Source organism: Stutzerimonas sp. 21-1 (assembly GCF_056336065.1).
Genome location: NZ_CM150500.1, coordinates 664,755 through 691,247 on the forward strand (window position 1 = coordinate 664,755; position 26,493 = coordinate 691,247).

Consider the following 26,493-nt stretch of genomic DNA (forward strand, 5'->3'; position numbering starts at 1 on the left):
CGGCGCGCCGGGACGGATGCAGTGGCGCGCTCGATGCCACTGAAGCTAGCAGCGCAACGCCGGCAAGGCGAGGTGGCTAGTGGTCGCGCAGCCAGCGCAGCATGCCGTCGGCCGCCGCCCGGCCGCTGGCGAAACAGGCGGTCAGCAGATAGCCGCCGGTGGGCGCTTCCCAGTCGAGCATTTCACCGGCGCAGAACACGCCGGGCAGGCGCTTGAGCATCAGCTGCGCATCCAGTTCCTCGAATGGCACGCCGCCGGCGCTGCTGATCGCCTCGTCCAGCGGCCGTGCGCAGACGAGACGGAGCGGCAGCGCCTTGATGGCGGCAGCCAGCGCCGCCGTGTCCTGAAAGGTCGCGGTGTCGGTCAGCTCGCGCAACAGCGCCGCCTTGACGCCGTCGAGTTTGAGCTGGCGATGCAGGTGCTTGGCCATCGACTGCGAGCCACGCGGCTTGGCCAGCGCGCTGGCGACCTGTGCCTGACTGCGATCCGGCAGCAGGTCGAGCAGCACGGTGGCGACGCCGTCGCGGCTGAGCACCTCGCGGATCGGCGCCGAAAGCGCGTAGACCAGGCTGCCCTCGATACCCGTTGCGGTGAGCACGAACTCGCCTTTGCGTGGGGCTTCGCCAGGCAGCGCAAGGCTGACGGTCTTCAGCGGCGCACCGGCGAACTTCTGCTGCAGGTGATCGCTCCAGGCGGGCACCTCGAAGCCGCAGTTGGCCGGGCGCAGCGGCGCAACGCTGACGCCGCGTGCCTGCAGCAGTGGCACCCAGGCGCCGTCGGAGCCCAACCGCGCCCAGCTGCCGCCGCCGAGGGCGAGCAGGGTGGCGTCGGCGTCGAGCAGATGCTCGCCGTCCGGCCCGGCGATGCGCAGCTGGCCGCGCTCGTTCCAGCCCAGCCAGCGATGGCGCGTATGGATGTGCACGCCGCTGTCGCGCAGGCGTCTGAGCCAGGCGCGCAGCAGCGGCGCGGCCTTCATGTCGGTCGGGAATACCCGGCCGGAGCTGCCGACGAAGGTGTCGATGCCCAGACCGTGAATCCACTGGCGCAGCGCATCCGGACCGAAGGCTTCCAGCAGCGGGCGCAGTGCGTCGGCGCGTTCGCGGTAGCGGCCGACGAACGTGGCGAAGTCCTCGGCGTGGGTGATGTTCATTCCGCCGACGCCGGCCAGCAGGAACTTGCGGCCGACCGAAGGCATCGCATCGTAAAGCTCGACTGCGACGCCGGCCTGGCTCAGCACCTCGGCCGCCATCAGACCGGCGGGGCCGCCGCCGATGATGGCGACACGGGACGAGCGGGCGGAACGGGTCATGGCGCAAGCCTGGCGAAAAATGAAGGGCGGGCATTGTAGCGAGTCGTCGTGGCGCTGGCAGCGCGGCTGCCCCGGCAAACTTGACCGCTGCCGGTTCTGCGTCGATGCTTGCGCGCGTGATGCATATCCCGTCGGAGAGAACCCATGAAAGGCCAGGCACCGGTAGTCGAATATCTGAAGGAGCTGCTGCGCGGCGAGCTGGCGGCACGCGATCAGTACTTCCTGCATTCGCGCATGTATGCCGATTGGGGCTTCAGCCGGCTTTACGAGCGCATCGACCACGAGATGCAGGAAGAAACCGAGCACGCCGATGCGCTGCTCAAGCGCATCCTGTTCCTCGAAGGCACCCCGGACATGACGCCCGAAGCGATCAACCCCGGCCACACGGTACCGGACATGCTGCGCAGCGATCTGGCGCTGGAGTACAAGGTCCGCGCCGCGCTGGCCAAGGGCATCGCCCTGGCCGAGCAGCACGGCGACTACGCGACCCGCGACATCCTGGCCGCGCAACTGCAGGACACCGAGGAAGACCACGCCTACTGGCTCGAGCAGCAGCTCGGCCTGATCGACCGTATCGGTCTGCAGAACTACCTGCAATCGCAGGCCAGCTGAGCTGCGTTCACCGCGAGACTGCGCCCGGCGCGTCTCGCGGCCTTCCCGTAGTGCTCAGAGCCGGAAACGGCTCACCATCGTTTGCAACTGACCGCCCAACCGCGCCAGCTCGGTACTCGAGGCGGCGGTTTCCTGGCTGGCCGCGGCGGTCTGCTCGGAAACATCGCGCACATTCACCACGCTGCGGCTGATCTCCTCGGCCACCGCGCTCTGCTCCTCGGCGGCCGCGGCGATCTGCTGGTTCATCGCCTGGATGTTCGACACCGTGCGGGTGATGCTGCCCAGCGAAGCACCGGCACGGCGCGCCAGCTCGACGCCGCTGTCGGTGAGGTCGCGGCTGGTGTGCATGATCGTCGCGACCTCCTGCGTGCCGTTCTGCAGCGCGGCCACCAGCCCTTCGATTTCCTCGGTGGATTTCTGCGTGCGTTGCGCCAGACCGCGCACCTCGTCGGCGACCACGGCGAAGCCACGCCCGGCCTCGCCGGCGCGCGCGGCCTCGATGGCGGCGTTGAGCGCCAGCAGGTTGGTCTGTTCGGCAACCGCGCGAATCACCGTCATCACGCTGCCGATCTTGTCGCTTTCGCTCTGCAGCGCGCTCATCGCCTGGGTGGAGCGTTCCACCGCCTCGGCCATGCGCTCGATCTGCGTGACCACCTCGGTCACCACGCGATCACCCTCGCGGGCTTCGTTGTCCGCGTCGGTGGCGGCCTGCGCCGCCTGTTCGGCGTTGCGTGCGACTTCCTGCACGGTGGCCGACATTTCGTGCATGGCGGTGGCGACCTGATCGGTTTCTTCCTTCTGGCTGTTCACTCCGGCGCTGGTCTGCTGGGTGACGGCGGACAGCTCTTCGGCGGCGGCGCTGATCTGGCTGACGCCATCGCGGATGCCGCCGATCAGCTCGCGTAGGGTCGCGCCCATCTGCTGGATGCCGCGCTGCAGCACGCCGAGTTCGTCGCGCCGCTGAACCGGCGCGGTGGCGCTGAGGTCGCCGGAAGCGATGCGCTCGACGTCGGCCAGGGTGGCGCGCAGCGGCAGGATGATCTGCCGGGTGATCAGCCAGGCGGCGAGCACGCCGAGCAGCAGCGCCAGCAGTGTGCTCACCAGCAGCTGGCTGCGCGCTGCGGCGCTTTCGCTGTCGAGCTGATCGAGCTGGTACTGGTAGAGCGTGTCGCTGATGCGCACGATTTCCTTCTGCTGGTCGGTCATCTCCTGGCGCGACTTGGCGATGGCCTGGATGGCCGCTTCCAGCGACTCGATGGTGGTGCGGTACTGGTCGAGGGCTGCGGCGACGCCCTGGATCGTCTGGCGGTGCGCATCGAGCGCCGCGCCCTGCTCGGCAACGCTGGCCTGCGCGGCGTCGAGCTGCGTGTAGATCGCCTGGGCGGCGGCGTTGCCGGGTGCCGCCATGTAGACGCGCAGCAGGTACTGCGCGCGCTGTACGTCTTCCTTGATGCGGGTGATGGCGAGCAGCTGGGCGAAGCGTTGCGCGTCATCCTCCGGCAGCTGCAGCACGCCTTCGGTGACGCCGGCGGTCAGCTCGTGCAGGCGGCTGGCGGCGGCCTCGATCGAGGTCCGGGCGTCGTTCGCCTGCGCGTAGGCGCGGCGCATGTCGTTCAGCGAGTTCTGGTACTGCGCGTTGTAACCGGCCTGCTCCTTGAGCAGCGCGGCGTCGGCGGGATGCTTGAAGGTGTTGAGCAGTTCGGTCTGCTGGGCGATGTACACGCTCAGGTTCTTGTCCAGTCGCGCGGTCGATTCGCTGTCGCCGTTGGCCAGCATGAATTGCAGGCGGGCGATGCGCAGGTCGGTCAGCGTCTTGTTGAGCTGCGAGATGTCGGTCATCCAGCCGCTGCGCTGGATGACGCCGCCCAGGCTGCCCCAGCCGCTCCACGCGAGGATGACGGTGAGGGTGAGTACGGCGCCGAAGCCCAGCGCGAGCTTCCTACTGACGCCCATGTTTGCAAACCAGTTGTGCATGACAGTCCAACCATGATGAGGAGTTCGTTCCGAACGAGCGGCCTTGTGAGCGGCCCGCCGGTGTCTTCGCTCCTCCTGTCGGCGGTCGACATGCAAACTTGAACGTAAGGCGAGAAATAGTCGCTGCCCGCGCGCCGCGGGCTGGCCGGCGGCGCCGGATCAGCGCTCGGCAGGAGGCGCCGACTCCGCGTCGGAACTGGCTGCACAACAGCCCGCCTCGATGCCGCGCAGGATCGGGCAATCCGGGCGATCATCGCCGGCGCAGTGGTCGACCAGCTCCTGCAGGGTGTCGCGCAGGCCGACCAGTTCGGCGATCTTGCGGTTCAGTTCGACGATATGTCCGGCGGCTAGCGCCTTGACGTCGGCACTGGCGCGCTGGCGGTCCTGCCAGAGCGTGAGCAGCCGGCCGACTTCCTCCAGGGAGAAGCCCAGGTCGCGCGCACGCTTGATGAAGCCCAGGCGGTGCAGGTCGTCACTGCCGTAGCGACGGTAGCCGTTGGCGCCGCGCCCGGCCGGAGTGATCAGGCCGATGGATTCGTAGTAGCGGATCATCTTCGCCGACAGGCCGCTGCGCGCTGCTGCTTGACCGATATTCATGCTGCCTCCGTGTGCTCGTCGTTCAGGGTTTCCAGCGCTTGAGCAGCAGCGCGTTGCTCACCACGCTGACGCTCGACAGCGCCATCGCCGCGCCGGCCACCACCGGGCTGAGAAAGCCCAGCGCCGCCAGCGGAATGCCCACCAGGTTGTAGATAAAGGCCCAGAACAGATTCTGCTGGATCTTGCGGTAGGTGCGTCGGCTGATTTCCAGCGCCGCCGGCACCAGCCGCGGATCGCCGCGCATCAGGGTGATGCCGGCGGCGTGCATGGCCACGTCGGTGCCGCCGCCCATGGCGATGCCGACATCCGCCGCGGCCAGTGCCGGCGCATCGTTGATGCCGTCGCCGACCATCGCCACCACCGCGCCGCCGCGCTTGAGTTCCGCAACGGTGGCGGCCTTGTCCGCCGGCAGCACCTCGGCGTGCACATCGTCGATCTGCAGGGCTTCGGCCACCACACGGGCGCTGCCGCGGTTGTCGCCGGTGATCAGATGGCAGCGGATATGCCGGGTCTTGAGCGCGACGATCGCCTCGGCGGCGCCGTCCTTGAGGCTGTCACCGAAGGCGAACAGGCCGAGCACGCGCGGCTGCGGCGCGGTTTCCACCAACCAGGAGAGCGTCCGGCCTTGCGCTTCCCAGGTCTGCGCGGTGGCAGCCAGCTCGCCCGGTGGCAGACCGTGGTCATCGAGAATCCGCCGGTTGCCCAGCGCCAGCTGGCGCTCGTCGAGGCTGCCGGCGATGCCGCGGCCGGTCAGCGACTGGCTCTGCCGGACGTCGGGTAGCGCGATGCCGAGCGCCGCGCAGCGCTCCAGAACCGCGTGCGCCAGCGGGTGCTCGCTGCCGCGCTGCAGCGCGCCGGCCTGGCGCAGCAGTGCCGTCTCGTCGCCATCGAGCGCCTGCAGGTGGATGATCTGCGGCTTGCCGGACGTCAGCGTGCCGGTCTTGTCGAAGGCCACCGCGGTGACCGCATGGGCGATTTCCAGCGCTTCGGCGTCCTTGATCAGGATGCCGTGGCGCGCCGCCACGCCAGTGCCGGCCATGATCGCCGCCGGCGTCGCCAGGCCGAGGGCGCAGGGGCAGGCGATGACCAGCACGGCGACGGCGTTGATCAGCGCGGTTTCCAGCGCTGCGCCGGCGAGCAGCCAGCCGAGCAGGGTGGCCACGGCGATGACCAGCACGGCGGGGACGAACACCTGGCTGACCTTGTCCACCAGCTTCTGGATCGGCGCCTTGGCTGCCTGCGCGTCCTCCACCAGGCGGATGATGCGCGCCAGCACGGTCTCGCCGCCGAGCGCGGTGGTGCGCACCAGCAGACGGCCTTCACCATTGATCGCGCCGCCGGTGATGCGGTCGCCGGGGCGCTTGTCGACCGGCAGGCTCTCGCCGCTGATCAGCGCCTCGTCGGCCTGGCTTTCGCCTTCGAGCACCTCGCCATCCACCGGGAAGCGCTCGCCCGGCTTGACCAGCACCCGATCGCCCAGGCGCAGCGCGGCGATCGCCACGTCTTCCTCGCGGCCATCGACGACGCGCGTGGCGCGTTCCGGGCGCAGCGCCTCCAGCGCGCGGATCGCCGCGCTGGTCTGGCGCTTGGCGCGGCTTTCCAGGTACTTGCCGAGCAGCACCAGGGCGATCACCACCGCCGAGGCCTCGAAGTACAGGTGCGGCATCTGTCCGGCCGGCGTCGCCCACCACTGGTACAGGCTCAGGCCGTAGCCGGCGCTGGTGCCGAGCGCGACCAGCAGATCCATGTTGCCGGCGCTGGCGCGTACCGCCTTCCAGCCGGCGACATAGAAACGCGCACCGAGAATGAACTGCACCGGCGTGGCGAGCAGAAACTGCATCCACGCCGGCAGCATCCAGTGCAGCCCGAACAGGTCGCCAAACATCGGGATGACCAGCGGCGCAGCCAGCAGCAGGGCAATCAGCACGGCCAGACGTTCGCGGCGCAGCCGTCGTTCGGCATTGTCGGCGCCGCGCGGTTGCGCCTGCTCGATCGGCTGCGCGTGATAACCGGCGCCTTCCACGGCCTGAATCAATGCGTTCGGCTCCAGCGTGCCGAGCAGCTCCACCCGCGCGCGTTCGCTGGCCAGGTTCACCGCCGCGCTGCGCACGCCGGGGACCTTGAGCAGCGCGCGCTCGACGCGGCCGACGCAGCTGGCGCAGGTCATGCCTTCGATGGCCAGTTCCACCACCTGGGTCGGCACGCCGTAGCCGGCGCTTTCCACCGCTTGGATCAGCGTCGCGAGTTCGCTGTCGTCGGCGTCGACGCGCACCTGTTCGCTGGCCAGGTTGACCGCCGCCGCGGTGACGCCCGGCACCTTGCGCAGCGCGCGCTCGACGCGGCCGGCACAGCTGGCGCAGGTCATGCCGCTGACGGGGAGGGTGAAGGTGGTCGTGGACATGGCGAGACTCCTCGATGACTACCGGCAGGATCAACCTTGACCCTGCTGGAAGGTCAAGCCCGAGGCGACTCGATGTGCGCCTCGCGGCTCAGGCTTGCTCCGGCCAGTCGCCGATCAGGCCGCGGAACAGCGGATCGATCAGCGCGGCTGCTTCGGTGGGCGGGTCGAACAGCTGGTTGTCGCGCGTGTAGTCGCTGAACAGGCCGACCACCAGCGCGTGCAGCGAGAGCGCCGCCAGCCGTGGCGTGACGCCGGGGCGCAGGCAGGTCGCGGCGCTGGTGAAGAGTTTCTCGCACAGTTCGATGAACTGGTTGATGAACGCCTGGTGGCGTTCCTCGGCGTCGCGCAATTCGTCGGTGAATTCGCAACGGTGCAGCAGGATGGTGAAGATGCGCCGCTTCTGTTCGTGCCGGGCGAGCGCCGCCAGTGCCTCGACGGTGAGATCGCGCAGGATTTGCAGCGAGTCCAGCGGCGACCGCGCATCGCAGCTGTTCAGGCGTTCGGTGATCTGCTCGGGCGGCAGACGCACCTGGTTGAGCATCTCGTGGAACAGGTGAGCCTTGTTCTGAAAGTGCCAGTACACCGCGCCACGCGTCACGCCGGCATCGCGGGCGATCTGGTCGAGGCTGGTGTGGGCCACGCCCTTGTCCAGAAACAGATGTTCGGCGGAGGCCAGAATGGCGATACGGGTCTTCTCCGCGTCTTCTTTGGTGCGGCGCATGGCTCGGCTTCCGGGCGGCCCGGGGCCGCGTCAGCGATCGATCGATGAAAGCAAGGCGCGGAGCGACGCTCCGAAGGCTTGCCGATGAATGTTTACAATCGAGCGTGTATGTAACAGCATCCGGCATTCCTGTAAACGTTCGCGGTCCTACGCCAGGCGACCCGTCGTCGCGCCCCCGCCTTTCCTGTGAGCCTGTATGCCTCTGCGGTTTCTCCTGATATTGGGTGCGCTCAGCGCCTTCGGTCCTCTGGCCATCGACATGTATCTGCCGGCCTTCCCGGCATTGGCGCGGGCCTTCGCCACCGATGTCGAGCAGGTCCAGCTGTCGCTGGCGGCCTATTTCGTCGGCTTGTCGATCGGGCAGCTGGTCTATGGTTCGCTGGCCGACCGCTACGGTCGGCGCAAGCCGCTACTGGCCGGCGTGACGCTGTTTACCCTGGCGTCGCTGGCGTGCTCCTTCGCGCCGTCGATGGAGTGGCTGATCGGGGCGCGCTTCGTCCAGGCGCTGGGCGGTTGCGCCGGCATGGTGATTTCGCGCGCGGTGGTGCGCGACCTGTGCGATCCGATGACCAGCGCCAAGGTGTTTTCGCAACTGATGCTGGTGATGGGGCTGGCGCCGATCCTCGCGCCGGCGGCCGGCGGCGCGCTGTTGCTGGCCTACGGCTGGTCGGCGATCTTCATCGCGCTGATGCTGTTCGGCGCCGGCTGCCTGCTGGCGGTGGCGCTGTGGTTGCCGGAAACGCTGCCGGCTGGCCACGCCCCGGCGCCGATGCGCGGTGCGCTGGGCCAGTACCGGCGGCTGTTCGGCGACCATTTCTTCCTCGGCCACACGCTCACCGGCGCGCTGTGCATGGGCGGCATGTTCGCCTACATCGCCGGTTCGCCGTTCGTCTTCATCGAGCTGTACGGGGTGCCGAGCGAGCACTACGCCTGGCTGTTCGGCAGCAATGCGGCAGGCTTCATCCTGATGGCGCAGGTGAATGTGCGGCTGATGCGCTGGCGCGGTCCGGAGTACTGGGTGCGGCGTTGGGTCTGGTTCTACTTCGCCAGCGCACTGGTGTTGCTGGCGGTCGCGGCAGTGCAGCCCGATGCGCTCTGGCCGCTGATGCTGCCACTGTTCTGCTCGGTGGCATGCCTGGGTTGCCTGCTGCCCAACGCCACCGCCTGCGCGATGGCTGATCAGCGTGCCAACGCCGGTAGCGCCTCGGCGCTGCTCGGCAGCCTGCAGTTCGCCATCGCCGCGGCGGCGGCTGCCGCCGTGGGGGCGCTGCATGACGGCACAGCGGTGCCGATGGCTGCGGTCATCAGCCTGTGCGGGCTGCTGGCCGCCGTCACCGCCTGGGTCACCGCGCGGGCGCGGACCAACTAAGCGCTGGCGCGGACCGGCAAGCTGTGTGGCGCGGCCAGCCGGCGCTGCAGCGTGCTGACAAACGCGCGGGCCTCGGCCTCGTTGCGAAAGGTGACCGGATGACGATCCAGCCGGACCTGCCAGGCGCCATCGGGGCGAGGCGTGAGCGGGCGGACGAGAATGTTCATGGCGAACCCTCGAGGATTGGTGAGCGGAAAGTCCACTCTAGACCTGCCAGCGCACCGGCGCGCCGGGCGTGTTGTCGCACGGCGACGGCCGGCTCGCAGGTCGCGGGTCGTCAGTAGGCCAGGCGTGCGTCCAGGCTGTTCTGCGCCAGGCGTCGGGCCTGCTCCTCGGTCATGCCCAGGCTCTCGTGCAGCGCCATGAAGTTCTCGGTCACGTAGCCACCGAAGTAGGCCGGGTCGTCCGAGTTCACCGTGACCTTCACGCCCTGTTCCAGCAGGTCGAGGATGTTGTGCTGGCGCATGTCGCCGAACACCTTGAGCTTGGTGTTGGACAGCGGGCAGACCGTCAGCGGGATCTGTTCCTCGATCAGCCGGGCGATCAGCTTCGGGTCTTCTGCGGCGCGTACGCCATGGTCGATACGGCTGACCTTGAGCAGATCCAGCGCCTGCCAGATGTATTCCGGCGGGCCTTCCTCGCCGGCATGTGCGACGGTAAGCAGGCCCTCGGCGCGGGCCTTGTCGAACACGCGCTGGAACTTGCTCGGCGGATGGCCGACTTCGGAGCTGTCCAGCCCGACGGCGAAGAACGCATTGCGATACGGCAGCGCCTGTTCCAGCGTCTTGAACGCCGCCTCTTCCGGCAGATGGCGCAGGAAGCTGAGGATCAGCCCGCTGCTGATGCCCAGCAGCTCGCGGCCGTCGGCTAGGGCGGCGCTGATACCGTTGAGCACGGCCTCGAAGGGCACGCCGCGATCGGTGTGGGTCTGCGGGTCGAAGAACGGTTCGGTGTGCACCACGTCCTGCTCCTCGCATTTCTGCAGGTAGGCCCAGGTCAGGTCGTAGAAATCCTGCTCGGTGCGCAGCACGTCGGCACCGCGGTAATACAGATCGAGAAACTCCTGCAGATTGTTGAAGGCGTAGGCCTGGCGCAGCGTGTCCACGTCCTTCCACGGCAGGGCGATCTTGTTGCGTTCGGCGAGGCGGAACAGCAGTTCGGGTTCCAGCGAGCCTTCCAGATGCAGATGCAGTTCTGCCTTGGGCAGGTTGTTGAGCCATTCGTACATAGCGCGATTCTCGTCGTCCGGGTGTCGGGGCATTCTATCGGTGGCCTGGCGCAACCGATATGCCCTAGCAGCAGCGTATGACAGTCATGCGGCTGCTCCGGCTGGCCTGGCGATTATTTGACCAGCGGTCTGAAGCCCAGCGCTGGCGGGCGCCGGCGCGTTTGTTCCCAGCGTTATTCACAGAGTTCTCCACTTCATCCGGGCATAACTTGCGGGGCCGGAGTGCCAGTAGATGGCAACACGTCATCTCTCGACTCATCAGTCAAAAAATGCGGCTATTCAAGGGGTTGGCGCGGTGCGCGGGGGCTATCGGAAGCTATTGCTCAAAATCTGAGCAGTTGTTGCGAGGCCGCGTGGCAGCGGCCTCGCGGGCCATCATGCAAAGGTTATCCACAGCGGCGTCCACAGTAATTGTGGGCAACCGCGAGGCTCAGTCGTCGAGCGTTTGCAGCTGGCTGCGGCCGCGGCTGATATCGGCGAGCAGGCGTGCCAGCGGTTGCAGGCTGGCTGCCGGCAGGGCGATATCGAGGGTGGCGCCTTCGGCGTCGAAGCGTTCGTCCTCCAGCAGCGCCTCGAAATCCGCCAGGCAGGATTTGACCAGCGCCAGTTCGGCGAAGCGGCAATGACAGCGGCAGCGCGAGCGCGACACCAGTTCGCTGCGCTCGCCGGCCTGCAGGCACTTGGCCGTGGTGCCGCCGTAGGCGCGGGCCAGCCCGCCGGTGCCGAGCTTGATGCCGCCGAACCAGCGGATCACCACCACCACCACCCGGTCGAAGTCCTGTCCCTCGATGGCCGTCAGCATCGGTCGCCCGGCGGTGCCACCGGGCTCGCCGTCGTCGCTGAAGCGGTACTGGTTGCCGATCTTCCAGGCCCAGCAGTTGTGCGTCGCGGTCGGATCGCTGACGGCCTGGATAAAGGCCTGCGCCTCGTCGGCGGTCGAGATCGGTGCGGCCTTGGCGAGGAAGCGGCTCTTGCTGATGACTTCCAGCAATTCACAGGGCGCGCTGAGGGTGAAGGGCATGGCGGGTACGGCGCTGGGCGGCGAATGACGGGCAGCCATTGTAACGGCAGCGGCACGGCTGTGCTGCGCGCGCCGGGGAGACCGTCGGGCACGCGGGCTGAACTTCAAGCGGCCCGCGGGCGCCCTAGCAGATAGGTGCCGCCGCCGAGTTTGCGGCCGCGCCTTTCGCCGATGACCGAACGGAGGACATTGTCATGCTCAATCCCCAGTACCAGTCATGCATCCAGGCCTGTTCCAGCTGTGCCCTGACGTGCGAAACCTGCGCGGCGTCGTGCCTGCGCGAAGACGACGTGAAGATGATGGCGCGCTGCATCCAGCTCGACCGCGATTGCGCCGACCTCTGCGCCGTCGCCGCGCTGCTGATGACCCGCGACAGCCCCTATGCGCAGCTCGCCTGCCGGCTGTGCGCGCAAGCCTGCCGCGACTGCGCGGAGGAATGCGCCAAGCACGCCCACGCGCATTGCCAGGATTGTGCGCAGGCCTGCCGGCGCTGCGCCGAAGAGTGCGAACGCATGGCCGCCTGACGGCCGCTCGTCAGGCTTCGGCGTCGCTGAGGGCGACGTCGTTGCGGCCGCTCTGCTTGACGCGGTACATCGCCTGGTCCGCCGCGCTCAGCAGGGCTTCGAATGTCTCGCCGTCGGCGGGATACAGGGCGATGCCGATGCTGCAGGCGATCGTCTGCTCGCCCGCATCGGTGGCGATGGGCGCGCGGATCGCCTGCAGAAGCGACTGTCCGGCGCTCAGGGCGTGCTCCGGCCGCGTCACGTCGCGCAGCAGGACGACGAACTCGTCGCCGCCGTAGCGCGCCACCGTGTCGTAGGGCCGGCTTGCGTGGAGCATGCGCTGGGCGACCGCCTGCAGCACCTGATCGCCGATCTCGTGACCGAGCTGGTCGTTGATCTCCTTGAAGTGGTCCAGGTCGACCACCATCAGCGCGAACGGCGTGCCGTGCCGCTGCTGGTAGGCACAGGCTTCGCTGAAGCGGGCGGCCAGCAGGTGGCGGTTGGGCAGGGCGGTCAGTGCGTCGTGGGTGGCGAGGTAGGTGGAGCGCTCATGCTCGCGCGCACTGTGCTCGATACGCCGGAAGTGACTGACCAGCACCGTCGGCGTCAGCACCAGGGCGCCGGCGAGGATGGCCAGCAACGTCAGGGTTTCTCCGGTCAGCAGGTCGTCAAGATGCAGCTGACGCTCGAATCGCAGCGTGGTGGGCTGCGATCGGCTGTCGAGCACGACCTGCTCGCGCAGCCGCGGCAGCAGTGCGTCCAACGCGCCGTGGCGCACCGGACCACTGGCGAACAGCTCGCTGGTACCGCCCGCAGCGGCGTGCAGCGAAGCCTCGATGCGCAGACGCGGATCGGTGCTGGCGTTGCGCGCGATGTCGCGCAGCGACTCAGTCTTGATCAGCAGCATGGCCACCATGCTGTTGCCGAACAGGTTGGCACGGGTACTCGACGGGCTATCTACCGGCCGCTCGACCCGGCGCAGCAGGATGTAGGCGTCGCCGCCTTCGAACATCGAAAACACCGGCGAGGCGACCGAGCGCGGACGTTTGCGCGCCACCTGCAGCGCGTACGCCAGATGCCCCACGGTTTCCAGCCGGACGCCGTAGATGGATTGAGCCTGAGGGTGTGGCGGGTACATGAAGAGCACCGGCCAGGTCTCGTCCAGCGGCACGCGAACCGGTAGTGCATGCGCGGCCTGCAGGGGAAAGTCCTGCAACTGAAAGTCCTCGCGCCAGGTGCGGCGCAGCAGGTCGACGACGGCGTCCTGCTCGTCCAGCGCGACCCGGCTCGCCACTTCGAGCATGTAGATCTGCGGGTAGGCGGCGACCACGGCCGAGGCATAGCGGGCGGCGGCCTCGCTGTCGTTCTGTTCGACGGCCTGGAGGAAGGCGGAGAAGCCGGCGAGCACCGCCTCGTTGGTGTCCAGGTGGTTGTGCACGCTGCTGGCGACGTTGTTCACCTGCTGGGCGAAGCGGATTTCCAAGCGCTGAAGCTCGCTCTTGAGCAGCAGGTGGGCCGAGAAGCCGAGCAACACGAACGACAGCAGGATGAAACCGGTAAAGGACCGCCGGCGCTTGGTCAGCATAGGCTCTTCCACATACAAGGCGGGCGTCCCGTTACCGACTGCAGGCATGCGCAGTGACATGGCTTGCCCCGCGCCGGCGCGGCGATTACTCGACGGGATATTGTCTGGATGTCAAAAAGCTAGCAAAGCGCCAGCAAAACGTCTACCGGGACGAGCGAGCGCCGCCACTGGGCTGGCGCGGCGGGGAGCCGCGGGGTGCGTGGCCGCAGCGCAGCGGCCGCTACACAGGAGCTGTCTATTGCTGCGCCGGCGTATCGCTGCTTCGGCAGGTGATTTCGGCGTAGGGCTGATCGGGCGAGTACTCGCCCGGCACGCGCTCGGTGCGCTGGGTGTTGGGAGCGACATTGAACACGGGCGAGGCCGAGGTGCTCGAGCGCGCTTCGGCGGGCACATGGAATTCGCAGGTGATCTGCCCCTCGGTGCGATTCATTACCTTCACCGCGCGCACGCCGAGCAATTCGCCCTCGATACCCTCGGAGCGGGCCGGCACGCCCATCGGGTTGATCTCAACATCCAGACCGTTGAGATGGGCGACGATCTCCGGCTGGGGTGTCTGCGCGCTGGCCCAGGGCGCGAAGGCCTGCGCGGCGCAGGCCAGGGCGACGAGAAGTTGCTTGCTCATGGAAACCTCCTTTGTGCACCTCTAAAAACTGCCTGCGTTGCCATCGCCGCGTTGAAAACAGAGGTGCCTCTACGTTCGGGTCCCCTTTAGAAGGGCCTGAGCGCCGTCGGTTCGATGAGCGGTGATCGCGAGCAGGCGAGCACCCTGGTTCAGTGCTTGCCGTGCTTGCGCAGACGCACGTAGAGGTCCTTGCCGCCGGTGGCGCTGCTGCCGCGCGACTCCAGCTCGAAACGCGACGGCTGGCCGGCGACCAGGTCGCTGAGTTTGCGGCAGCCGTACAGGCGCGGATCGAATGCCGGACGCAGCTTGCTGATGTTCTGCCCGAGCGTGCCGAGCTGAATCCAGTCGTCCTCCTCGGAAAGGTCGTCGAGCACCTTGGCGATGAAGTCCACCGGCACCTGCTGGCACTTGAGTGCCTCGGTCTTGCTGGCGCCGCGTGGCGTGCGGCTTTGCGCCTGCTCGACCTGCGCTGCAGCGGCGGCCAGCCGTTCCGGTGCGGCGACCTCGGTGGCGGCCTTCGGCGCATCGTCGCGCAGCAGTTCGGTGTAGATGAACTTGTCGCAGGCGGAGACGAACGGCGAGGGCGTCTTCTGTTCGCCGAAGCCGTAGACGGTCAGACCCTCTTCGCGAATCCGCGCGGCCAGGCGGGTGAAGTCGCTGTCGCTGGAAACCAGGCAGAAGCCGTCGAAGCGTCGGGTGTAGAGCAGGTCCATTGCGTCGATGATCAGTGCGCTGTCGGTGGCGTTCTTGCCGGAGGTGTAGGCGAACTGCTGGATCGGCTGGATGGAGTGGTCGAGCAGCACCTTCTTCCAGCGGCCCAGGTTGGGTTTGGTCCAGTCGCCGTAGATGCGCCGGACGCTGGCGAGGCCGTATTTGGCGATCTCCTCGAACAGCGCCTCGACGATGGAAGCGGGCGCGTTGTCGGCATCGATCAGTACGGCCAGGTGTTTCTGCTTGTTCGAATTGCTGGGCTTGGCGGCCATGTTGCGTCCCTGTCAGGAGAATGCTCCGACCATAACGCCGGCGTGCGGCCGCTGGCCATAGCGCCGTTGCCGCGTCGGCTCGGTTAGCATGCGCGCTTTCGTCTGCACGGGAAGCTCGCATGGAACGCCGCGGTACGCTGAAAAGCTGGAACGATCTCAAGGGCTTCGGCTTCATCCGCCCGGAGCAGGGCGGCGAAGATGTGTTCGCGCACATCAGCGTGGTGCATGGCGAGCGCCGCCCGCTGGTGGGCGATCGGGTGCTCTATGTGGCGGGACGCGACACGCAGGGGCGGCTGCGTGCCGAGCATCTGCGGCTGGATGCGCCGCTGGCGCTGGACCAGCCGAAGATCCGCCAGCGCCCAGCTGGTGATTCGCGCCCGGCCAGGCCGCGCGCGCCGGCTCGCACGCCGCGCCAGGCTGGCTCCGGCGCCATCCGGCATCTGCCGGCCAAGCTGCTGCTGTTCGCGCTGCTGTGCCTGCTGCCGCTGGTTGGCAGCCTGTACCGGCTCGGTTCGCCACTGCCCTTGCTGATCTATTTGTGCGCCAGCCTGCTGACCTTCCTGCTCTACTGGCGTGACAAGCACAGTGCGCTGAAGCAGCGCTGGCGCACGCCGGAAACCACCCTGCACCTGTTCGAACTGGCCGGCGGCTGGCCGGGCGCGCTGCTCGCGCAGCAGGCGTTTCGCCACAAGACCCGCAAACCGAGCTATCAGGCGGCGTTCTGGCTGATCGTGGTGTTGCATCAGGCGCTGTGGATCGACCTGCTGTTCGTTGGCAGCGGCTTCACCCGCGAACGGCTGGACTGGCTGCTGCGTCTGCTCTGAAACGCAAAAGCCCGGCGGGTGCCGGGCTTGGTTGTGGCGCGCGAGGGGGTCAGACCTTGCGGACGAACTCGGACTTGAGCTTCATCGCGCCGATGCCGTCGATCTTGCAGTCGATGTCGTGGTCGCCGTCGCACAGGCGGATGTTCTTCACCTTGGTACCGACCTTGACCACCAGCGACGAGCCCTTGACCTTGAGGTCCTTGATCACGGTGACGGTGTCGCCGTCCTGCAGGGTGTTGCCGACCGAATCCTTGATCACCTTGTCGCCGTCGCCGCTATCGGCCGCGCTTGCGGTGACGCTCCACTCGTGGGCGCACTCGGGGCAGACCAGCATCTGGCCGTCCTCGTAGGTGTATTCGGAGTTGCATTTGGGGCAGGGCGGCAGAGTGCTCACGGCAGAACCTCACGGGCTGATGGCGGAAAGCCGCGCATTGTATAAGGTTTTGCCGGATCGTGCGGCGAGCGGGCCAGCGGCCCGCTGCGGGAGGACGGTTTACTGCACCGCGGCGAGGCGCTCGTTGCCGGTGCGCAGGTCCTGATAGCGCTGCTCCAGTTCGCGGCGAATCTCGCGGCGCTGGTAGGCCTGGGCGAAGCGGCGACGCTGCTCGGGCGTCTTCGGGTTCAGCGGTGGCACCGGCACCGGCTTGCCGTCCTCGCCGAGGGCGACCATCGTGAAGAAGCAACTATTGGTATGCCGCACGGCCTTGCCGCGAATGTCTTCGGTGACGACCTTGATGCCGATTTCCATCGACGTGGTGCCGGTGTAGTTCACCGAGGCGAGGAAGGTCACCAGTTCGCCGACATGCACCGGCTGGCGGAACACCACCTGGTCCACCGAAAGGGTCACCACGTACTGCCCGGCGTAGCGGCTGGCGCAGGCGTAGGCCACTTCGTCGAGGTACTTGAGCAGCGTGCCGCCATGGACGTTGCCAGAGAAGTTGGCCTTATCCGGTGTCATCAGAACGGTCATGGTCAGTTCTGCATGTGCGTCTGGCATGGGCTTGCGGCTCCTGGTGTTCTAGGGGGCTGCTACTTTAGTCGAACGCCGCCGTCCTGTGTGTGGCATTTTTGTATCGGTTTCACCTTTTTTTTCGATCGTCAATGCGGCGCAGGCGCGCAGCGCTGGAGTCTGGCGAATCCGAGGGGGTAAGCGGCGATTTTTGCCCCGTCTGCACCGGCAATTTGTGAGCGCCGTCGCAAAAGTCCGGCGGCCGCGCTGCCAGCGAAGCGCTTTTGTTGATTTGTGCCGGGGTTGCGCGTGGGGCGCGCTTCTATAGTCGGCCACCCCGCAACGCCCTTCGGCCCTCTCGGTAACGGATGCCCCATGCGCCTTCTTGCACTCGTTCTGCTCAGCTGCCTTGCCACGTCCGCCCACGCCAGTGACGAGGCGATGAAACGCTTCAGCTACCTGATGGCCGACGATACGCGGCGAGAGCAGGCCTACGCCGCGGGCCAGGAACGTGCGCTGTTCTGCAGCTACTGCCACGGCGAGACGGGCAACAGCAAGCGCGCACACATTCCCAACCTGGCGGCGCAGAATCCGCTGTACCTGTTCCAGGCGTTCGAGAAGTTCGCCAGCGGCCAGCGCACCGACTTCGTCATGTCCAAGCTGGCGGAGAACCTGACGCTGGAAGATCGCGTCAACGTCGCGGTGTACTTCAGCCAGCAGAAGGTCAACCCGCCGACAGCCGCCGCCAACGAACCGCTGCGCGCACGCGGCGAGGCGCTGTTCAAGACCACCTGCACTGGCTGCCACGGCGTGCATGCCGAGGGCATGGAAACCATGCCGCGGCTGGCCGGCCAGCCTGACGAGTATCTGCGCAAGGCGCTGACGCGCTTTCGCGACAACGATCCCAGCCGCGCCGGTTCGGTGATGATGCCGATCGCCGGCAAGCTGTCACCGACCGATATCGGCGCGCTCGCCGCCTACCTGTCGCAGCTGCAGCTCAAGCCGGCCGAGGAGCTGGCCGCGGCCGCGCGCCTGCGCGAGATCGCCGCTCACTGAGGCTCGATGCGCGCCGGATGACGGCGCATCAGCACCTTGCCGTTACGCACCGAAACCAGCGCCTGGCCCTGGCTGCGCAGCAGCTCGTAGTCGTCCGGCGCGGAGAGAATCAGCAGGTTCGCCGGCCGTCCCGCTTCCAGCCCGTAGCGCTCGCCGAGGTTCAGCGTGCGGGCGCTGTTGTCCGTGACCAGATCCAGGCAGCGCTGCAGGTCCGCGTAGCCGAGCATGTGGCAGATGTGCAGCCCGGCATCGAGGATGCGCAGGATGTTGCCGTTGCCCAGCGGGTACCACGGATCGACGATCGAGTCCTGACCGAAGCAGACATTCAGCCCGGCGCGATCCAACTCGGCGACGCGGGTCAGGCCGCGGCGTTTGGGGAACGTATCGAAGCGGCCCTGCAGGTGGATGCTCTCGGTCGGGCAGGAGACGAAGTTGATGCCGCTCTGCTTCAGCAGGCGGAACAGCTTGGAACAGTAGGCATTGTCGTAGGAGCCCATCGCCGTGGTGTGGCTGGCGGTGACGCGCGCGCCCATGCCGCGCACGCGAGCCTGCTCGGCGAGCACTTCGAGAAAGCGCGAGTGCGGGTCGTCGGTCTCGTCGCAGTGCACGTCCACCAGGCAGCCGGTGCGTTCGGCCAAGTCCATGAGAAATCCGATCGAGCTGACGCCCTGTTCGCGGGTGTTCTCGAAGTGCGGGATGCCGCCGACCACGTCGGCGCCCAGCGCCACCGCCTCGGCCATCAGCTCGCGGCCGCCGTTGAACGACTCGATGCCCTCCTGCGGGAACGCGACGATCTGCAGGTCGATCAGGTGGCGGGTTTCCTCGCGCACCTCGAGCATGGATTTCAGCGCCGACAGCGTCGGGTCGGTGACATCGACGTGGGTGCGCACGTGCTGGATGCCGTGCTCGACCAGCATGTCGATGGTCTTCTTTGCGCGCGTCTTGGTGTCTTCGTGGGTCACCTGCGCCTTGCGTTCGCTCCAGCGCTCGATGCCCTCGAACAGCGTGCCGCTCATGTTCCAGGCCGGCTCGCCGGCGGTGAGCGTGGCGTCCAGATGAATATGCGGCTCGACGAACGGCGGCACCACCAGGTTACTGGCGGCGTCGAGGTCGCCCGGGCCGGCCTCGGCCGGCGCCTGCTGCACAGTGATGGCGGCGATGCGCGAGCCGTCCAGTTCGATGCGCTGCAGGCCTTCGCGGCCACGCAGGCGGGCATTGACGATGTTCATCGCGACTCCTTCGTTGCGGTGGTTTCGGGCGCGGCGCGCCACTGCGCAGGACTATATCGCCTGTGCGGCATTCGCGTGGCGTCGGCGGTGAGCGTCAGGGAGCGTCCGGCGCGTAACCCGCAGCAGGCTCGCCGAGTGCCCGCTCAATCGTATTCGGCAGGCTCGTGCTCGCCCAGCAGGCGCCGCTGGCGCGGCGTGGCGGCGGCCAGCACGGCGGGGTTGAAGGTGAACTGCAGGTACGGCGAGAACTTCTGCGCGACCATCCGCCGGCCATAGTGGATCTGCAGCAGGTAACGGCTGCGATCCGGTGTGCGGTTGCGGCTGCCCGCATGCCAGAGGTCGCTACGGAAGAACAGCACGTCGCCGGCCCGGCACAGCACCGGCTCGGCCGCGCGTCCCTGCCAGGTGGTTTCGCCGGGGCATGGCTTGCGCCCGGCGCGGTGGCTGCCGGCGATCACCAGCGTCGGGCAGAGGTCGGCGTCGATGTCGTCCAGGTACAAATGCGCGGTACAGATCTGCATCGGCAGCTCGAACGCCGGATCGGCCAGCAGCTGCGGTGGCAGCTCCATCGGCAGATGGTCGATGTGCAGTTCGCCGCCGATGAAACCCGGGCGGCTGCGCCAGGCGGTCTGGCCAATGATGTGGCAGTCCCTGCCGAGTGCCGCTTCGGCCAGCTCGATGACACCCGGCAGGTCGAGAAAGCGCAGCCAGAACGGCGCGCGGTTGAACACGCAGGTGTAGTGATCGTCCACCAGCCCCTGATAATCCAGACCGATGGGCGTCAGCCGGTCGATGGCCTCGCGCAGCGCGGCGATGCCGGCCGCGTCGAGCACGCCGGGCAGCAGCACGAAGCCCTCGCGGTGCATGGCCGCGAGTCGTGCGGCGGTGAGGGTGGTCGCGGTCATGCGCGTGCGCCTCGCAACGGTCGGTTTTCTATCTGGCGCCTAGCGGCCGCGCGGGAAGCGTACCCGCACGCACAGACCGCCCAGCGATGAATCCAGCAGTTCCACCGTCGCGCCATGCAGTTCGGCAATGCGCGCGACGATCGACAGGCCCAGCCCGGCGCCTTCACCGTCGCCGAGGCGCACGAAGCGCTCGAACAGCTGCTCGCGCAGTTCGGCGGCGACTCCCGGGCCGCTGTCGGCGACATCCAGATTCAGCGCATCGGCGCTGGCGTGCAGGCGCACCTCGATGCGTCCCCGGCGCGGGGTGTACTGCAGCGCATTGCCCAGCAGGTTCTGCAGCAGCGTGACCAGGCTCGCGGCGTCGCCGTGCAGCTGCAGATCGGCGTGCTCGTCCACCTCCAGCGCCAGCTCCTGCTCGCGCGCCAGGGTCAGTGGAGTCAGCTCGGCGAGGGTTTCGCGCGCCAGCACGCCGAGGTCGAGCGGCACCAGCCGTAGCTGCTGCGCGCTGGGCTCCAGGCGGGCGAGGGTCAGCAGCTGGGCGACCACGCGGGTGGTACGGTCGACGCCGGCGAGCAGCTGTTCCAGCGCTTCCTCACGGTCGCGTGGGCTGCCGGCCTGCTGCGCGTTCTGCGCGTGAATGCGCAGCACCGCCAGCGGCGTGCGCAGCTCGTGGGCAGCGTCGGCGATGAAGCGCTTTTCCCGCTCCAGCAGCTGGTTGACCTGTTGCAGCAGGCGGTTGAGCGAGGCAGCCACCGGCTCCAGCTCCTGCGGCAGCGGCGCCAGCAGCAGCGGGGCGAGGTTGTCCGGCGCGCGATCCTTCAGCAGCCGCGCCATGTGCGCCAGCGGCCGCAGGCCCCAGCCCACCGCCAGCCAGATCAGCAGCGCCAGCAACGGCAGCCCGACCAGATCGGGCAGCAGGCTGCGCCGGGCGATCTTCTCGACCAGTTCGCCGCGCACGTCCTCGCGTTCGCTGACCAGGATCCACAGCGCGTCCTGCTGGTCTTCCAGCAGGAACAGCCGCCAGTCGCGGCCATCGAGCACCACATCGTGATAGCCGCCGGGCAGGTCGGCGAACGGTGTCGGCGAGCTGCCTGTCGGGCCGAGCAGCTGCTGCAGGGCGCCTTCCGGTGCGCCGGCCGACTGCAGCACGGTACTGCCGTCGGCGGCGTAGACCTGCAAGCCCAGCTTGGTCTCGTAGTCGTGCCCCGGCACGCCCTGGTCGCGCCGGGCGTTCACCGCAGCGTCCAGCGCCTGCTGCAGCGCGCGGCGGGTCTGCTGGTCCATGTCGCGCGCCATCAGTCCCTGTACCAGCCGCGCGCTCTGCGCCAGCTGCGCATCGAACAGCTCCTCGGTCTCGTGGCGGGCGTCGCGGTAGCTCTGCCAGGAAATCAGGCTCAGCGAAACCAGCAGGGTGCCGAGCAGCAGCGCGAGGGTGCGCTGGCGGATCGAGCGCTTTAGCATTTGTCCACCAGATAGCCGACGCCGCGCACGGTGCGGATCAGCTCGGGGAAGAATTTCTTGCGCAGGTGGTGGATATGCACCTCCAGCGCGTTGCTTTCGATGTCCTCGTCCCAGCCGTAGAGCGCCTGTTGCAGGCGATCACGGGTCAGCACGCGGCCGGGCTGGGCGAGCAGTTCGTGCAGCAGGACGAATTCCTTGCGCGGCAGGCTGACCGGCGCGCCCTGGTAGCTGACCTGCTGGTTGACCGGATCGAGCTGGATGCCGCGGTATTCCAGGGTCGGTTCCGGGCGGTTGAAGCTGCGCCGGAGCAGGGCGCGCAGGCGCGCCTTGAGTTCGGCGACGTCGAATGGTTTGACCAGGTAGTCGTCGGCGCCGGCGTCCAGCCCGGCGATGCGGTCGCCGGTGGCGTCGCGCGCGGTGAGCACCAGCACCGGCACCGGGTTGCCCGCGGCGCGCAGGCGTTTGAGCACTTCCAGGCCATCGAGCCGCGGCAGGCCGAGGTCGAGGATGGCCAGCTCGAAGCTCTCGTGGCTCAGCGCATGCAGCGCGCTGGCGCCGTCCTGCAGCCAGTCGACGGTGTAGCCCTCGGGCTTGAGCGCGGTGCGGATGCCCTCGCCGAGGGCGCGATCGTCTTCCACCAGCAGAATGCGCATGTCGTTCCTGTCGTCTTGAAGGGGCGCGGCGTTGCTGTGCATTCAACGCCGCCGCACCCGGTTATTCCAGCTTTTCCTTGACCTGCGCAAGCAGCGCGCGGGCTTCGTCGCGGCGGCCGGCATCGGCGACCTCACGACCAGGGCGGGCCGGCGCGGCGAGTGCCTTCTCCAGTGCGGCACGCGCTTCGCCATAGCGCTTCTGGCGCAGCAGGAAATCGCCGTGGAAGTAGTTCGGGTCGATACCGTTCGGGTTCAGCGCCAGCGCCTGCCGGAACAGCGCCTCGGCCTTGTCCTCGTCACCGAAGCCGATCGGCCAGCCGGGCACCTGATAGTAGAGGCTGGCCAGGCTGGTATAGGCCGAACCGTCGAGCGCCTGTGCGTCGAGCTCGATGGCTTTTTCCAGTTCCGCCTTGGCCTGCTTGACCAGGCCCAGCGCGCCGAGCCCGCCCTTGGCGCCGGCCCAGGTGCTGAGCACGATGCCGTGCCAGATATGCAGTTCGGCGGCCTGCGGTTCGCCGGCTACCGCGCGTTCGGCTTCCGCGGCGAGCTTGGCGAAGGCCGCTTCGCGCTGCGCCGCGGGCAGCTGGTAGTTGATCTCCGCCCAGCGCGTCTGGACCTGATGCAGCGACGATTCGCCGGCCGCGCTGAGGGCGAAGGAGGGTTGGCTGGCCAGCGCCAGCAGGACGCTGCAAAGACCGAGCAGACGTTTCATGGCTTTTCTCCGCTTGAGGTGGGGGGATTGGGGGCGGTCGCGGGCGCGCCGTGGGCGAAGCGCTTGATCACCGGCAACTGCTTGCGCAGCGCCTGGTCGACCATGCGCGGCAGCAGGCTGTTGAGGCGCACGAAGAGCTTTTCCGGCCAGCCGAGATACAGCTCCTCGCGTTCGGCGACGATGGCGCGGACGATCTGCCGCGCCACGGCCTGCGGGTCGTCCATGCCGACCTTCAGCGCATCGTTCATCGCCACCACGTCGGCGCTGTTCATTGCCGTGCGGGTGGCGCGCGGGGCGATGTAGAGCACCTTGACGTGGCTGTCGGCCAGCTCGCGGCGCAACGCCTCGGAGAAACCGCGCAGGGCGAACTTGCTCGCGCAGTACGCGGCGAAGCCCGGGTAGCCGATGGAGCCGAAGGTCGAGCCGAGGTTGACCAGCAGCGCCTGCGGTTGCTGGCGTAGCAGCGGCAGCAGCAGGTGGGTCAGTTGCAGCGTGGCGGTGACGTTGACGCCGATCAGCCGGGCGATGGCGTCCTCATCCTGCTGTTCGAGCAGGCTGAACTGGTTGATCCCGGCGGCGTTGATCACGCAGTTGAGGCCGCCGAAACGCCGCGCCGCATCCAGCACCAGATGCCGGCCGCTGCGCTGAGCGAGGTCCGCACAGACCAGGCTGACCTGCCCGGGGTAGCGCTGGGCCAGCGTCTCCAGCGCGAGGCTGTCGCGACCGACCAGCAGCACCTGCGCGCCGCCGGCGCAGAGCCGCTCGACCAGCACCTGGCCGATGCCGCCACTGGCGCCGGTGAGCAGGATGCGCGCGTCACGCAGTTGCATGGTCGGGCTCCGTGGTGGTCAGGCTGCGGAAGATGTCGCCGTAGAGGCGATAGACCACGCGCGCGGTGTGCACTACCGCGGCTTTGTCATCCTCGTCGTCGAGACGGTTCATCAGCCGCTTGAAGAACTCGATGTGCTCCAGGTCCAGGCTGCCATGGGAGGTCAGGTAGCTGAAGGCCTTGGCCGGCAGCCCGAGCTTGGCCTGCAGCACGCCGGCGGCCTGGGTTGCCAGGGCGATGCTGGTGCCTTCGAGCACGTTGACCATGCCGAAGAAGCTCGCCGGGTTGTGCCGGGCGATGCGGTCATAGACGTAGGCGACCATCAGCTCGGTGGGAAGCGCCGGCTGGCCGTGGCGCACCGCCTCGGCATCGCCGCCGCAGGCGCGGATGTCGTTGAGAATCCATTCCTGGTGGCCGATCTCCTCCTCGATGTACTCGGCGATGGCCTCGCGCAGCCACTCCAGGCGTTCCGGCAGGCGCGCGCCGCAGGCCATCAGCAGCGGTACGGTGTGCTTGACGTGGTGGTAGGCCTGGGTGAGGAAGGCGATGTACTGCTCGCGGGTCGCCGTGCCGGCCAGTGCGGCGTGGATGATCGGCGCGCCGAGCAGGTATTCGCGTTCGGCGCTGGTCTGGTGTTGCAGGTGGTCGAAGAAGTCCATGGGCGTACCTCGCGATCGGAAAAGGAAGTCAGGAAAGAACGGCGGCAACGGCCGCCTGGTAATGACTGAGCAGGGCATCGCGGCGCAGCCGGCCGTTGGCGGTGGCCAGGCCGTTGCCGGCGCTGAAGGGTTCGGCGGCACGCAGCCAGTGGTGCACGCGGGCGTAGTCGGGCAGGCCGGCGTTGACTCGCTCGACCGCCGCCTGCAGCTCGGCATCGCTCAGCTCGGCGCGCCGTGGCACCAGCACCGCGACGTTCTGCGCCAGCGCCTCGCCGTGCAGCCAGGCCTGGGCGATGGGCGCCTGCTGCACCAGCTCGGCCTCGACCCACTCCGGGTTGACGTTGCGCCCGTAGGCGGTGACGAACTGATGCTTCTTGCGTCCGTGCAGGATCAGGAAGCCGTCCTCGAAGTGGCCGAGATCGCCTGTGGCCAGCCAGTCGCCGGTGAGCGGCGGCTCGCCGAGATAACCGAGCATGTGCGGGCCGCGCACTAGCACCTCGCCGTCGTCGGCCAGGCGCAGCTCGACGTGCGGCAATGGCCGGCCGACGGTGCCGATGCGCCGCGCTTCGGGCGTGTTCAGACAGACCACCGAGGCGCACTCGGATAGGCCATAGCCCTCGAACACCGGCAGGCCGAGGCGCTCGGCGCGCTCCAGCAGTTGGGGCGCCACCCGGCCGCCACCGACCGCGATGAAGCGCAGCGATGCGGGCAGCGGCACGCCTTGCTCGGCGGCGCTGACCAGCGCCAGCAGCAGCTGCGGCAGCAGGATCAGGCTGTGCGGCTGGCTGGCCTGCAGCGTGGCGAGCAGGCGCGGCAGCTCGAAGCCCGCCGCGCCGCTGAAGCCGATCTCGGCCAGCGGCCGCAGCTCGACCCGCGCACCGGCCAGCAGCGGCGCATACAGCCCGGCGATGTTTTCCAGCAGGGTCGCCAGCGGCAGCACGCACAGGTGCTGGCGAACCTCACAGGGCAGGCTGGCCTGCCACAGGCTTTCGGCCACTGCCAGCTGCGCGTGGGCATCCAGGCACACGCCCTTGGGCTGGCCGGTGGTGCCGGAGGTGTAGGTGATCTTCAGGGTACCGACCGGCACCGGCGTGACCGTCTGCGGCTCGCGCTGCTGCAGCAGGCCCGCGGCGGTCGGGCGGAAGCCGCAGCGCTCGCTGAGCGGGCTTGCGGCGCCGATCAGGCAATCGATGCCGGCATGGTTCAGCACATGCTCCTGCTGCGCCGGGGAAAAGAACCCCGGCAGCGGCACGCAGACCAGACCGGCACGCAGCAGCGCCAGGTCCCACAGCGCCCATTCCAGGCCGTTGTCCAGCGCCAGGGCGACGCGCTGCACGCCGAGCTGTTCCAGCTGGCCGGCGCGCGCGCCGACCTCGTGGCGCAGTTCGGCATAGCTCAGCTGGCGCGGGCCCTCGCTGAGGGCGGTGCCGCTGTGCTGGTCGAGCGCCCGGAAGAAGCGTTCAGCTGCAGGCTGCATGCGGCACCTCGCTGGCATCGAACAGCGGCTGGTAGCCGAGTCGTGCGTACACGCCCAGCTGCGTCAGGCGCTGGTGGCCGGGCAGAATCTCGCCGGCCATCAGCTGCGGTCGGCAGGCGTAGTAGCTGCCCCAGTCGGCCAGCTCTTCGCCCATGCGCGCCGGATCGGCCAGGCCGAGCGCCAGCGGATCGAGCGCCAGGCGCTGGAAGCTGTTGAGCAGCGCCGGCGTGCCGGTGAACACCACCCAGCGAAAACCCTGGGCGACCAGCAGGTCGGTCAGCGCGACGATCAGCAGGCGCGCCGAGGCATTGCCGAAGGCGGCCAGGTTGCCGACCTCGACGATCTCCTCACGCGGCACCGCACGCCCGCAGCGCTGGCTCACCGCCTGCTCGATGGGCTCGTCCAGATAGCGTTCGAGAAACAGCGGCCGACGCCGCGCGCTGCGCAGGCCGACTGCGCCCTGTACCTCGCCGTGCTCGCCATGCAGGCCGAGCAGGCAGGGCATGAAATGCTGCACGCGTGCGCCGTAGTGCTCGGCGAAACGCTGACGGATGAAACTTTCCAGCGCGGCGCGCCGCTCGCCGGCATCGGCTTGCGCCAGTTGCAGGCTCAGCGCCGGCTCGCGGCCGATACGTGCCAGTACATCGGTGTGATCAACCCAGGGCAGTTCCATCGGGGAACCTCGGTTAGGAATCTGGGCTGGATTGTTGGACGGCAAACTTAAGCCAGTCTTAAGCCGGTGCGGCGGCAATGACCTGGCGCAAGAACGACGTTTTTTTCACATTCCCCCGGCTATGTTCGGCGCACCGTTCAG

The 26,493-nt window shown here is 68.2% G+C and carries 27 protein-coding genes; 5 read left to right on the forward strand and 22 right to left on the reverse strand.

What is annotated here, in order from left to right:
• Window positions 1–76: 76 nt before the first annotated feature.
• On the reverse strand, window positions 77–1,309 hold the full coding sequence (locus AC0ZJQ_RS03180) for a TIGR03862 family flavoprotein (protein ID WP_008570555.1): 1,233 nt from the start codon (window positions 1,307–1,309) through the stop codon (window positions 77–79).
• A 144-nt stretch (window positions 1,310–1,453) separates the two neighbouring features.
• Here AC0ZJQ_RS03180 and bfr point away from each other — a divergent pair, with 144 nt between their 5' ends.
• Window positions 1,454–1,921 carry a bacterioferritin gene (gene bfr, locus AC0ZJQ_RS03185; RefSeq protein ID WP_008570553.1) on the forward strand — a complete coding sequence of 156 codons (468 nt, stop codon included), beginning with the start codon at window positions 1,454–1,456 and terminating at the stop codon, window positions 1,919–1,921.
• A 54-nt stretch (window positions 1,922–1,975) separates the two neighbouring features.
• Here bfr and AC0ZJQ_RS03190 read toward each other — a convergent pair whose 3' ends face one another.
• The 4 genes from AC0ZJQ_RS03190 to AC0ZJQ_RS03205 form a co-directional block, all read right to left on the reverse strand.
• Window positions 1,976–3,895, reverse strand: a complete 1,920-nt coding sequence (locus AC0ZJQ_RS03190) for a methyl-accepting chemotaxis protein (protein WP_008570552.1) — start codon at window positions 3,893–3,895, stop codon at window positions 1,976–1,978.
• 159 nt (window positions 3,896–4,054) lie between these two features.
• Window positions 4,055–4,492: a Cu(I)-responsive transcriptional regulator gene (gene cueR, locus AC0ZJQ_RS03195; protein ID WP_008570551.1), complete on the reverse strand. Its 438-nt coding sequence runs from the start codon at window positions 4,490–4,492 to the stop codon at window positions 4,055–4,057.
• Window positions 4,493–4,514: 22 nt separating this feature from the next.
• Window positions 4,515–6,893: a heavy metal translocating P-type ATPase gene (locus AC0ZJQ_RS03200; protein ID WP_476477318.1), complete on the reverse strand. Its 2,379-nt coding sequence runs from the start codon at window positions 6,891–6,893 to the stop codon at window positions 4,515–4,517.
• 88 nt (window positions 6,894–6,981) lie between these two features.
• Complete coding sequence (locus AC0ZJQ_RS03205; RefSeq protein WP_008570550.1) at window positions 6,982–7,614, reverse strand: TetR family transcriptional regulator; 633 nt, start codon at window positions 7,612–7,614, stop codon at window positions 6,982–6,984.
• Between the two features lie 196 nt (window positions 7,615–7,810).
• Between AC0ZJQ_RS03205 and AC0ZJQ_RS03210 the strand changes: the two genes are divergently transcribed.
• The gene (locus tag AC0ZJQ_RS03210) at window positions 7,811–8,983 is read left to right on the forward strand and encodes a multidrug effflux MFS transporter (RefSeq protein ID WP_008570549.1); all 1,173 of its coding nucleotides are present in this window, start codon (window positions 7,811–7,813) and stop codon (window positions 8,981–8,983) included.
• Here the strand turns inward: AC0ZJQ_RS03210 and AC0ZJQ_RS03215 are convergent.
• From AC0ZJQ_RS03215 to AC0ZJQ_RS03225, 3 genes are all read right to left on the reverse strand, one after another.
• Window positions 8,980–9,150: a hypothetical protein gene (locus tag AC0ZJQ_RS03215; protein WP_008570548.1), complete on the reverse strand. Its 171-nt coding sequence runs from the start codon at window positions 9,148–9,150 to the stop codon at window positions 8,980–8,982. The two genes, AC0ZJQ_RS03210 and AC0ZJQ_RS03215, sit on opposite strands and share 4 nt — an antisense overlap.
• A gap of 110 nt (window positions 9,151–9,260) precedes the next feature.
• Window positions 9,261–10,211, reverse strand: a complete 951-nt coding sequence (locus AC0ZJQ_RS03220) for an adenosine deaminase (RefSeq protein WP_008570547.1) — start codon at window positions 10,209–10,211, stop codon at window positions 9,261–9,263.
• A 430-nt stretch (window positions 10,212–10,641) separates the two neighbouring features.
• Complete coding sequence (locus tag AC0ZJQ_RS03225; RefSeq protein ID WP_476477319.1) at window positions 10,642–11,232, reverse strand: IMPACT family protein; 591 nt, start codon at window positions 11,230–11,232, stop codon at window positions 10,642–10,644.
• A 194-nt stretch (window positions 11,233–11,426) separates the two neighbouring features.
• On the opposite strand from AC0ZJQ_RS03225, the gene AC0ZJQ_RS03230 reads away from it, so the two are divergent.
• A complete protein-coding gene (locus AC0ZJQ_RS03230) occupies window positions 11,427–11,756 on the forward strand; it encodes a four-helix bundle copper-binding protein (protein WP_008570545.1) in 330 nt (109 codons plus the stop codon).
• 10 nt (window positions 11,757–11,766) lie between these two features.
• Here AC0ZJQ_RS03230 and AC0ZJQ_RS03235 read toward each other — a convergent pair whose 3' ends face one another.
• From AC0ZJQ_RS03235 to AC0ZJQ_RS03245, 3 genes are all read right to left on the reverse strand, one after another.
• Window positions 11,767–13,320, reverse strand: a complete 1,554-nt coding sequence (locus AC0ZJQ_RS03235; protein ID WP_234303273.1) for a GGDEF domain-containing protein — start codon at window positions 13,318–13,320, stop codon at window positions 11,767–11,769.
• Between the two features lie 235 nt (window positions 13,321–13,555).
• The gene (locus tag AC0ZJQ_RS03240) at window positions 13,556–13,942 is read right to left on the reverse strand and encodes a hypothetical protein (RefSeq protein WP_102827689.1); all 387 of its coding nucleotides are present in this window, start codon (window positions 13,940–13,942) and stop codon (window positions 13,556–13,558) included.
• A gap of 149 nt (window positions 13,943–14,091) precedes the next feature.
• Window positions 14,092–14,925, reverse strand: a complete 834-nt coding sequence (locus AC0ZJQ_RS03245) for an NYN domain-containing protein (protein WP_102827688.1) — start codon at window positions 14,923–14,925, stop codon at window positions 14,092–14,094.
• A gap of 119 nt (window positions 14,926–15,044) precedes the next feature.
• Here AC0ZJQ_RS03245 and AC0ZJQ_RS03250 point away from each other — a divergent pair, with 119 nt between their 5' ends.
• The gene (locus tag AC0ZJQ_RS03250; RefSeq protein WP_476477320.1) at window positions 15,045–15,749 is read left to right on the forward strand and encodes a DUF1294 domain-containing protein; all 705 of its coding nucleotides are present in this window, start codon (window positions 15,045–15,047) and stop codon (window positions 15,747–15,749) included.
• A gap of 49 nt (window positions 15,750–15,798) precedes the next feature.
• Here AC0ZJQ_RS03250 and AC0ZJQ_RS03255 read toward each other — a convergent pair whose 3' ends face one another.
• Window positions 15,799–16,143 (reverse strand): zinc ribbon domain-containing protein YjdM, encoded by a 345-nt coding sequence (locus AC0ZJQ_RS03255; RefSeq protein ID WP_418651777.1) that lies wholly within the window; start codon window positions 16,141–16,143, stop codon window positions 15,799–15,801.
• A gap of 99 nt (window positions 16,144–16,242) precedes the next feature.
• Window positions 16,243–16,746 carry an acyl-CoA thioesterase gene (locus tag AC0ZJQ_RS03260; RefSeq protein WP_008570537.1) on the reverse strand — a complete coding sequence of 168 codons (504 nt, stop codon included), beginning with the start codon at window positions 16,744–16,746 and terminating at the stop codon, window positions 16,243–16,245.
• A gap of 327 nt (window positions 16,747–17,073) precedes the next feature.
• On the opposite strand from AC0ZJQ_RS03260, the gene AC0ZJQ_RS03265 reads away from it, so the two are divergent.
• The gene (locus AC0ZJQ_RS03265) at window positions 17,074–17,754 is read left to right on the forward strand and encodes a c-type cytochrome (RefSeq protein ID WP_476477321.1); all 681 of its coding nucleotides are present in this window, start codon (window positions 17,074–17,076) and stop codon (window positions 17,752–17,754) included.
• On the opposite strand, the gene codA is transcribed toward AC0ZJQ_RS03265, so the two are convergent.
• The 9 genes from codA to AC0ZJQ_RS03310 form a co-directional block, all read right to left on the reverse strand.
• A complete protein-coding gene (gene codA, locus AC0ZJQ_RS03270) occupies window positions 17,748–18,983 on the reverse strand; it encodes a cytosine deaminase (RefSeq protein ID WP_476477322.1) in 1,236 nt (411 codons plus the stop codon). The genes AC0ZJQ_RS03265 and codA overlap by 7 nt on opposite strands.
• Before the next feature lie 143 nt (window positions 18,984–19,126).
• Window positions 19,127–19,888: a phytanoyl-CoA dioxygenase family protein gene (locus AC0ZJQ_RS03275; protein WP_476477323.1), complete on the reverse strand. Its 762-nt coding sequence runs from the start codon at window positions 19,886–19,888 to the stop codon at window positions 19,127–19,129.
• A 39-nt stretch (window positions 19,889–19,927) separates the two neighbouring features.
• Window positions 19,928–21,349, reverse strand: a complete 1,422-nt coding sequence (locus AC0ZJQ_RS03280) for an ATP-binding protein (protein ID WP_476477324.1) — start codon at window positions 21,347–21,349, stop codon at window positions 19,928–19,930.
• Window positions 21,343–22,002, reverse strand: coding sequence for a response regulator (locus AC0ZJQ_RS03285; protein WP_008570532.1), 660 nt, complete (start codon window positions 22,000–22,002; stop codon window positions 21,343–21,345). Before AC0ZJQ_RS03285 ends, AC0ZJQ_RS03280 begins: the two co-directional genes overlap by 7 nt.
• A gap of 61 nt (window positions 22,003–22,063) precedes the next feature.
• A complete protein-coding gene (locus AC0ZJQ_RS03290) occupies window positions 22,064–22,714 on the reverse strand; it encodes a tetratricopeptide repeat protein (RefSeq protein WP_476477325.1) in 651 nt (216 codons plus the stop codon).
• Entirely contained in the window at window positions 22,711–23,544 is an 834-nt protein-coding gene (locus AC0ZJQ_RS03295; RefSeq protein ID WP_008570529.1) for an SDR family oxidoreductase, read from the reverse strand. Before AC0ZJQ_RS03295 ends, AC0ZJQ_RS03290 begins: the two co-directional genes overlap by 4 nt.
• On the reverse strand, window positions 23,531–24,202 hold the full coding sequence (locus AC0ZJQ_RS03300; protein WP_476477326.1) for a TenA family transcriptional regulator: 672 nt from the start codon (window positions 24,200–24,202) through the stop codon (window positions 23,531–23,533). Before AC0ZJQ_RS03300 ends, AC0ZJQ_RS03295 begins: the two co-directional genes overlap by 14 nt.
• Window positions 24,203–24,230: 28 nt before the next feature.
• Window positions 24,231–25,679 (reverse strand): AMP-binding protein, encoded by a 1,449-nt coding sequence (locus AC0ZJQ_RS03305; RefSeq protein ID WP_476477327.1) that lies wholly within the window; start codon window positions 25,677–25,679, stop codon window positions 24,231–24,233.
• Window positions 25,663–26,352, reverse strand: a complete 690-nt coding sequence (locus AC0ZJQ_RS03310; protein WP_102827678.1) for a thermostable hemolysin — start codon at window positions 26,350–26,352, stop codon at window positions 25,663–25,665. The genes AC0ZJQ_RS03305 and AC0ZJQ_RS03310 overlap by 17 nt, the downstream gene beginning before the upstream one ends.
• Window positions 26,353–26,493: the final 141 nt, after the last annotated feature.

What these genes read in the sequence shown, in the direction of transcription:
- AC0ZJQ_RS03180 (WP_008570555.1), bottom strand. Translation starts at nt 1,309, where the DNA reads ATGACCCGTTCCGCCCGCTCGTCCCGTGTCGCCATCATCGGCGGCGGC.
- bfr (WP_008570553.1), top strand. Translation starts at nt 1,454, where the DNA reads ATGAAAGGCCAGGCACCGGTAGTCGAATATCTGAAGGAGCTGCTGCGC.
- AC0ZJQ_RS03190 (WP_008570552.1), bottom strand. Translation starts at nt 3,895, where the DNA reads ATGCACAACTGGTTTGCAAACATGGGCGTCAGTAGGAAGCTCGCGCTG.
- cueR (WP_008570551.1), bottom strand. Translation starts at nt 4,492, where the DNA reads ATGAATATCGGTCAAGCAGCAGCGCGCAGCGGCCTGTCGGCGAAGATG.
- AC0ZJQ_RS03200 (WP_476477318.1), bottom strand. Translation starts at nt 6,893, where the DNA reads ATGTCCACGACCACCTTCACCCTCCCCGTCAGCGGCATGACCTGCGCC.
- AC0ZJQ_RS03205 (WP_008570550.1), bottom strand. Translation starts at nt 7,614, where the DNA reads ATGCGCCGCACCAAAGAAGACGCGGAGAAGACCCGTATCGCCATTCTG.
- AC0ZJQ_RS03210 (WP_008570549.1), top strand. Translation starts at nt 7,811, where the DNA reads ATGCCTCTGCGGTTTCTCCTGATATTGGGTGCGCTCAGCGCCTTCGGT.
- AC0ZJQ_RS03215 (WP_008570548.1), bottom strand. Translation starts at nt 9,150, where the DNA reads ATGAACATTCTCGTCCGCCCGCTCACGCCTCGCCCCGATGGCGCCTGG.
- AC0ZJQ_RS03220 (WP_008570547.1), bottom strand. Translation starts at nt 10,211, where the DNA reads ATGTACGAATGGCTCAACAACCTGCCCAAGGCAGAACTGCATCTGCAT.
- AC0ZJQ_RS03225 (WP_476477319.1), bottom strand. Translation starts at nt 11,232, where the DNA reads ATGCCCTTCACCCTCAGCGCGCCCTGTGAATTGCTGGAAGTCATCAGC.
- AC0ZJQ_RS03230 (WP_008570545.1), top strand. Translation starts at nt 11,427, where the DNA reads ATGCTCAATCCCCAGTACCAGTCATGCATCCAGGCCTGTTCCAGCTGT.
- AC0ZJQ_RS03235 (WP_234303273.1), bottom strand. Translation starts at nt 13,320, where the DNA reads ATGCTGACCAAGCGCCGGCGGTCCTTTACCGGTTTCATCCTGCTGTCG.
- AC0ZJQ_RS03240 (WP_102827689.1), bottom strand. Translation starts at nt 13,942, where the DNA reads ATGAGCAAGCAACTTCTCGTCGCCCTGGCCTGCGCCGCGCAGGCCTTC.
- AC0ZJQ_RS03245 (WP_102827688.1), bottom strand. Translation starts at nt 14,925, where the DNA reads ATGGCCGCCAAGCCCAGCAATTCGAACAAGCAGAAACACCTGGCCGTA.
- AC0ZJQ_RS03250 (WP_476477320.1), top strand. Translation starts at nt 15,045, where the DNA reads ATGGAACGCCGCGGTACGCTGAAAAGCTGGAACGATCTCAAGGGCTTC.
- AC0ZJQ_RS03260 (WP_008570537.1), bottom strand. Translation starts at nt 16,746, where the DNA reads ATGCCAGACGCACATGCAGAACTGACCATGACCGTTCTGATGACACCG.
- AC0ZJQ_RS03265 (WP_476477321.1), top strand. Translation starts at nt 17,074, where the DNA reads ATGCGCCTTCTTGCACTCGTTCTGCTCAGCTGCCTTGCCACGTCCGCC.
- codA (WP_476477322.1), bottom strand. Translation starts at nt 18,983, where the DNA reads ATGAACATCGTCAATGCCCGCCTGCGTGGCCGCGAAGGCCTGCAGCGC.
- AC0ZJQ_RS03275 (WP_476477323.1), bottom strand. Translation starts at nt 19,888, where the DNA reads ATGACCGCGACCACCCTCACCGCCGCACGACTCGCGGCCATGCACCGC.
- AC0ZJQ_RS03280 (WP_476477324.1), bottom strand. Translation starts at nt 21,349, where the DNA reads ATGCTAAAGCGCTCGATCCGCCAGCGCACCCTCGCGCTGCTGCTCGGC.
- AC0ZJQ_RS03285 (WP_008570532.1), bottom strand. Translation starts at nt 22,002, where the DNA reads ATGCGCATTCTGCTGGTGGAAGACGATCGCGCCCTCGGCGAGGGCATC.
- AC0ZJQ_RS03290 (WP_476477325.1), bottom strand. Translation starts at nt 22,714, where the DNA reads ATGAAACGTCTGCTCGGTCTTTGCAGCGTCCTGCTGGCGCTGGCCAGC.
- AC0ZJQ_RS03295 (WP_008570529.1), bottom strand. Translation starts at nt 23,544, where the DNA reads ATGCAACTGCGTGACGCGCGCATCCTGCTCACCGGCGCCAGTGGCGGC.
- AC0ZJQ_RS03300 (WP_476477326.1), bottom strand. Translation starts at nt 24,202, where the DNA reads ATGGACTTCTTCGACCACCTGCAACACCAGACCAGCGCCGAACGCGAA.
- AC0ZJQ_RS03305 (WP_476477327.1), bottom strand. Translation starts at nt 25,679, where the DNA reads ATGCAGCCTGCAGCTGAACGCTTCTTCCGGGCGCTCGACCAGCACAGC.
- AC0ZJQ_RS03310 (WP_102827678.1), bottom strand. Translation starts at nt 26,352, where the DNA reads ATGGAACTGCCCTGGGTTGATCACACCGATGTACTGGCACGTATCGGC.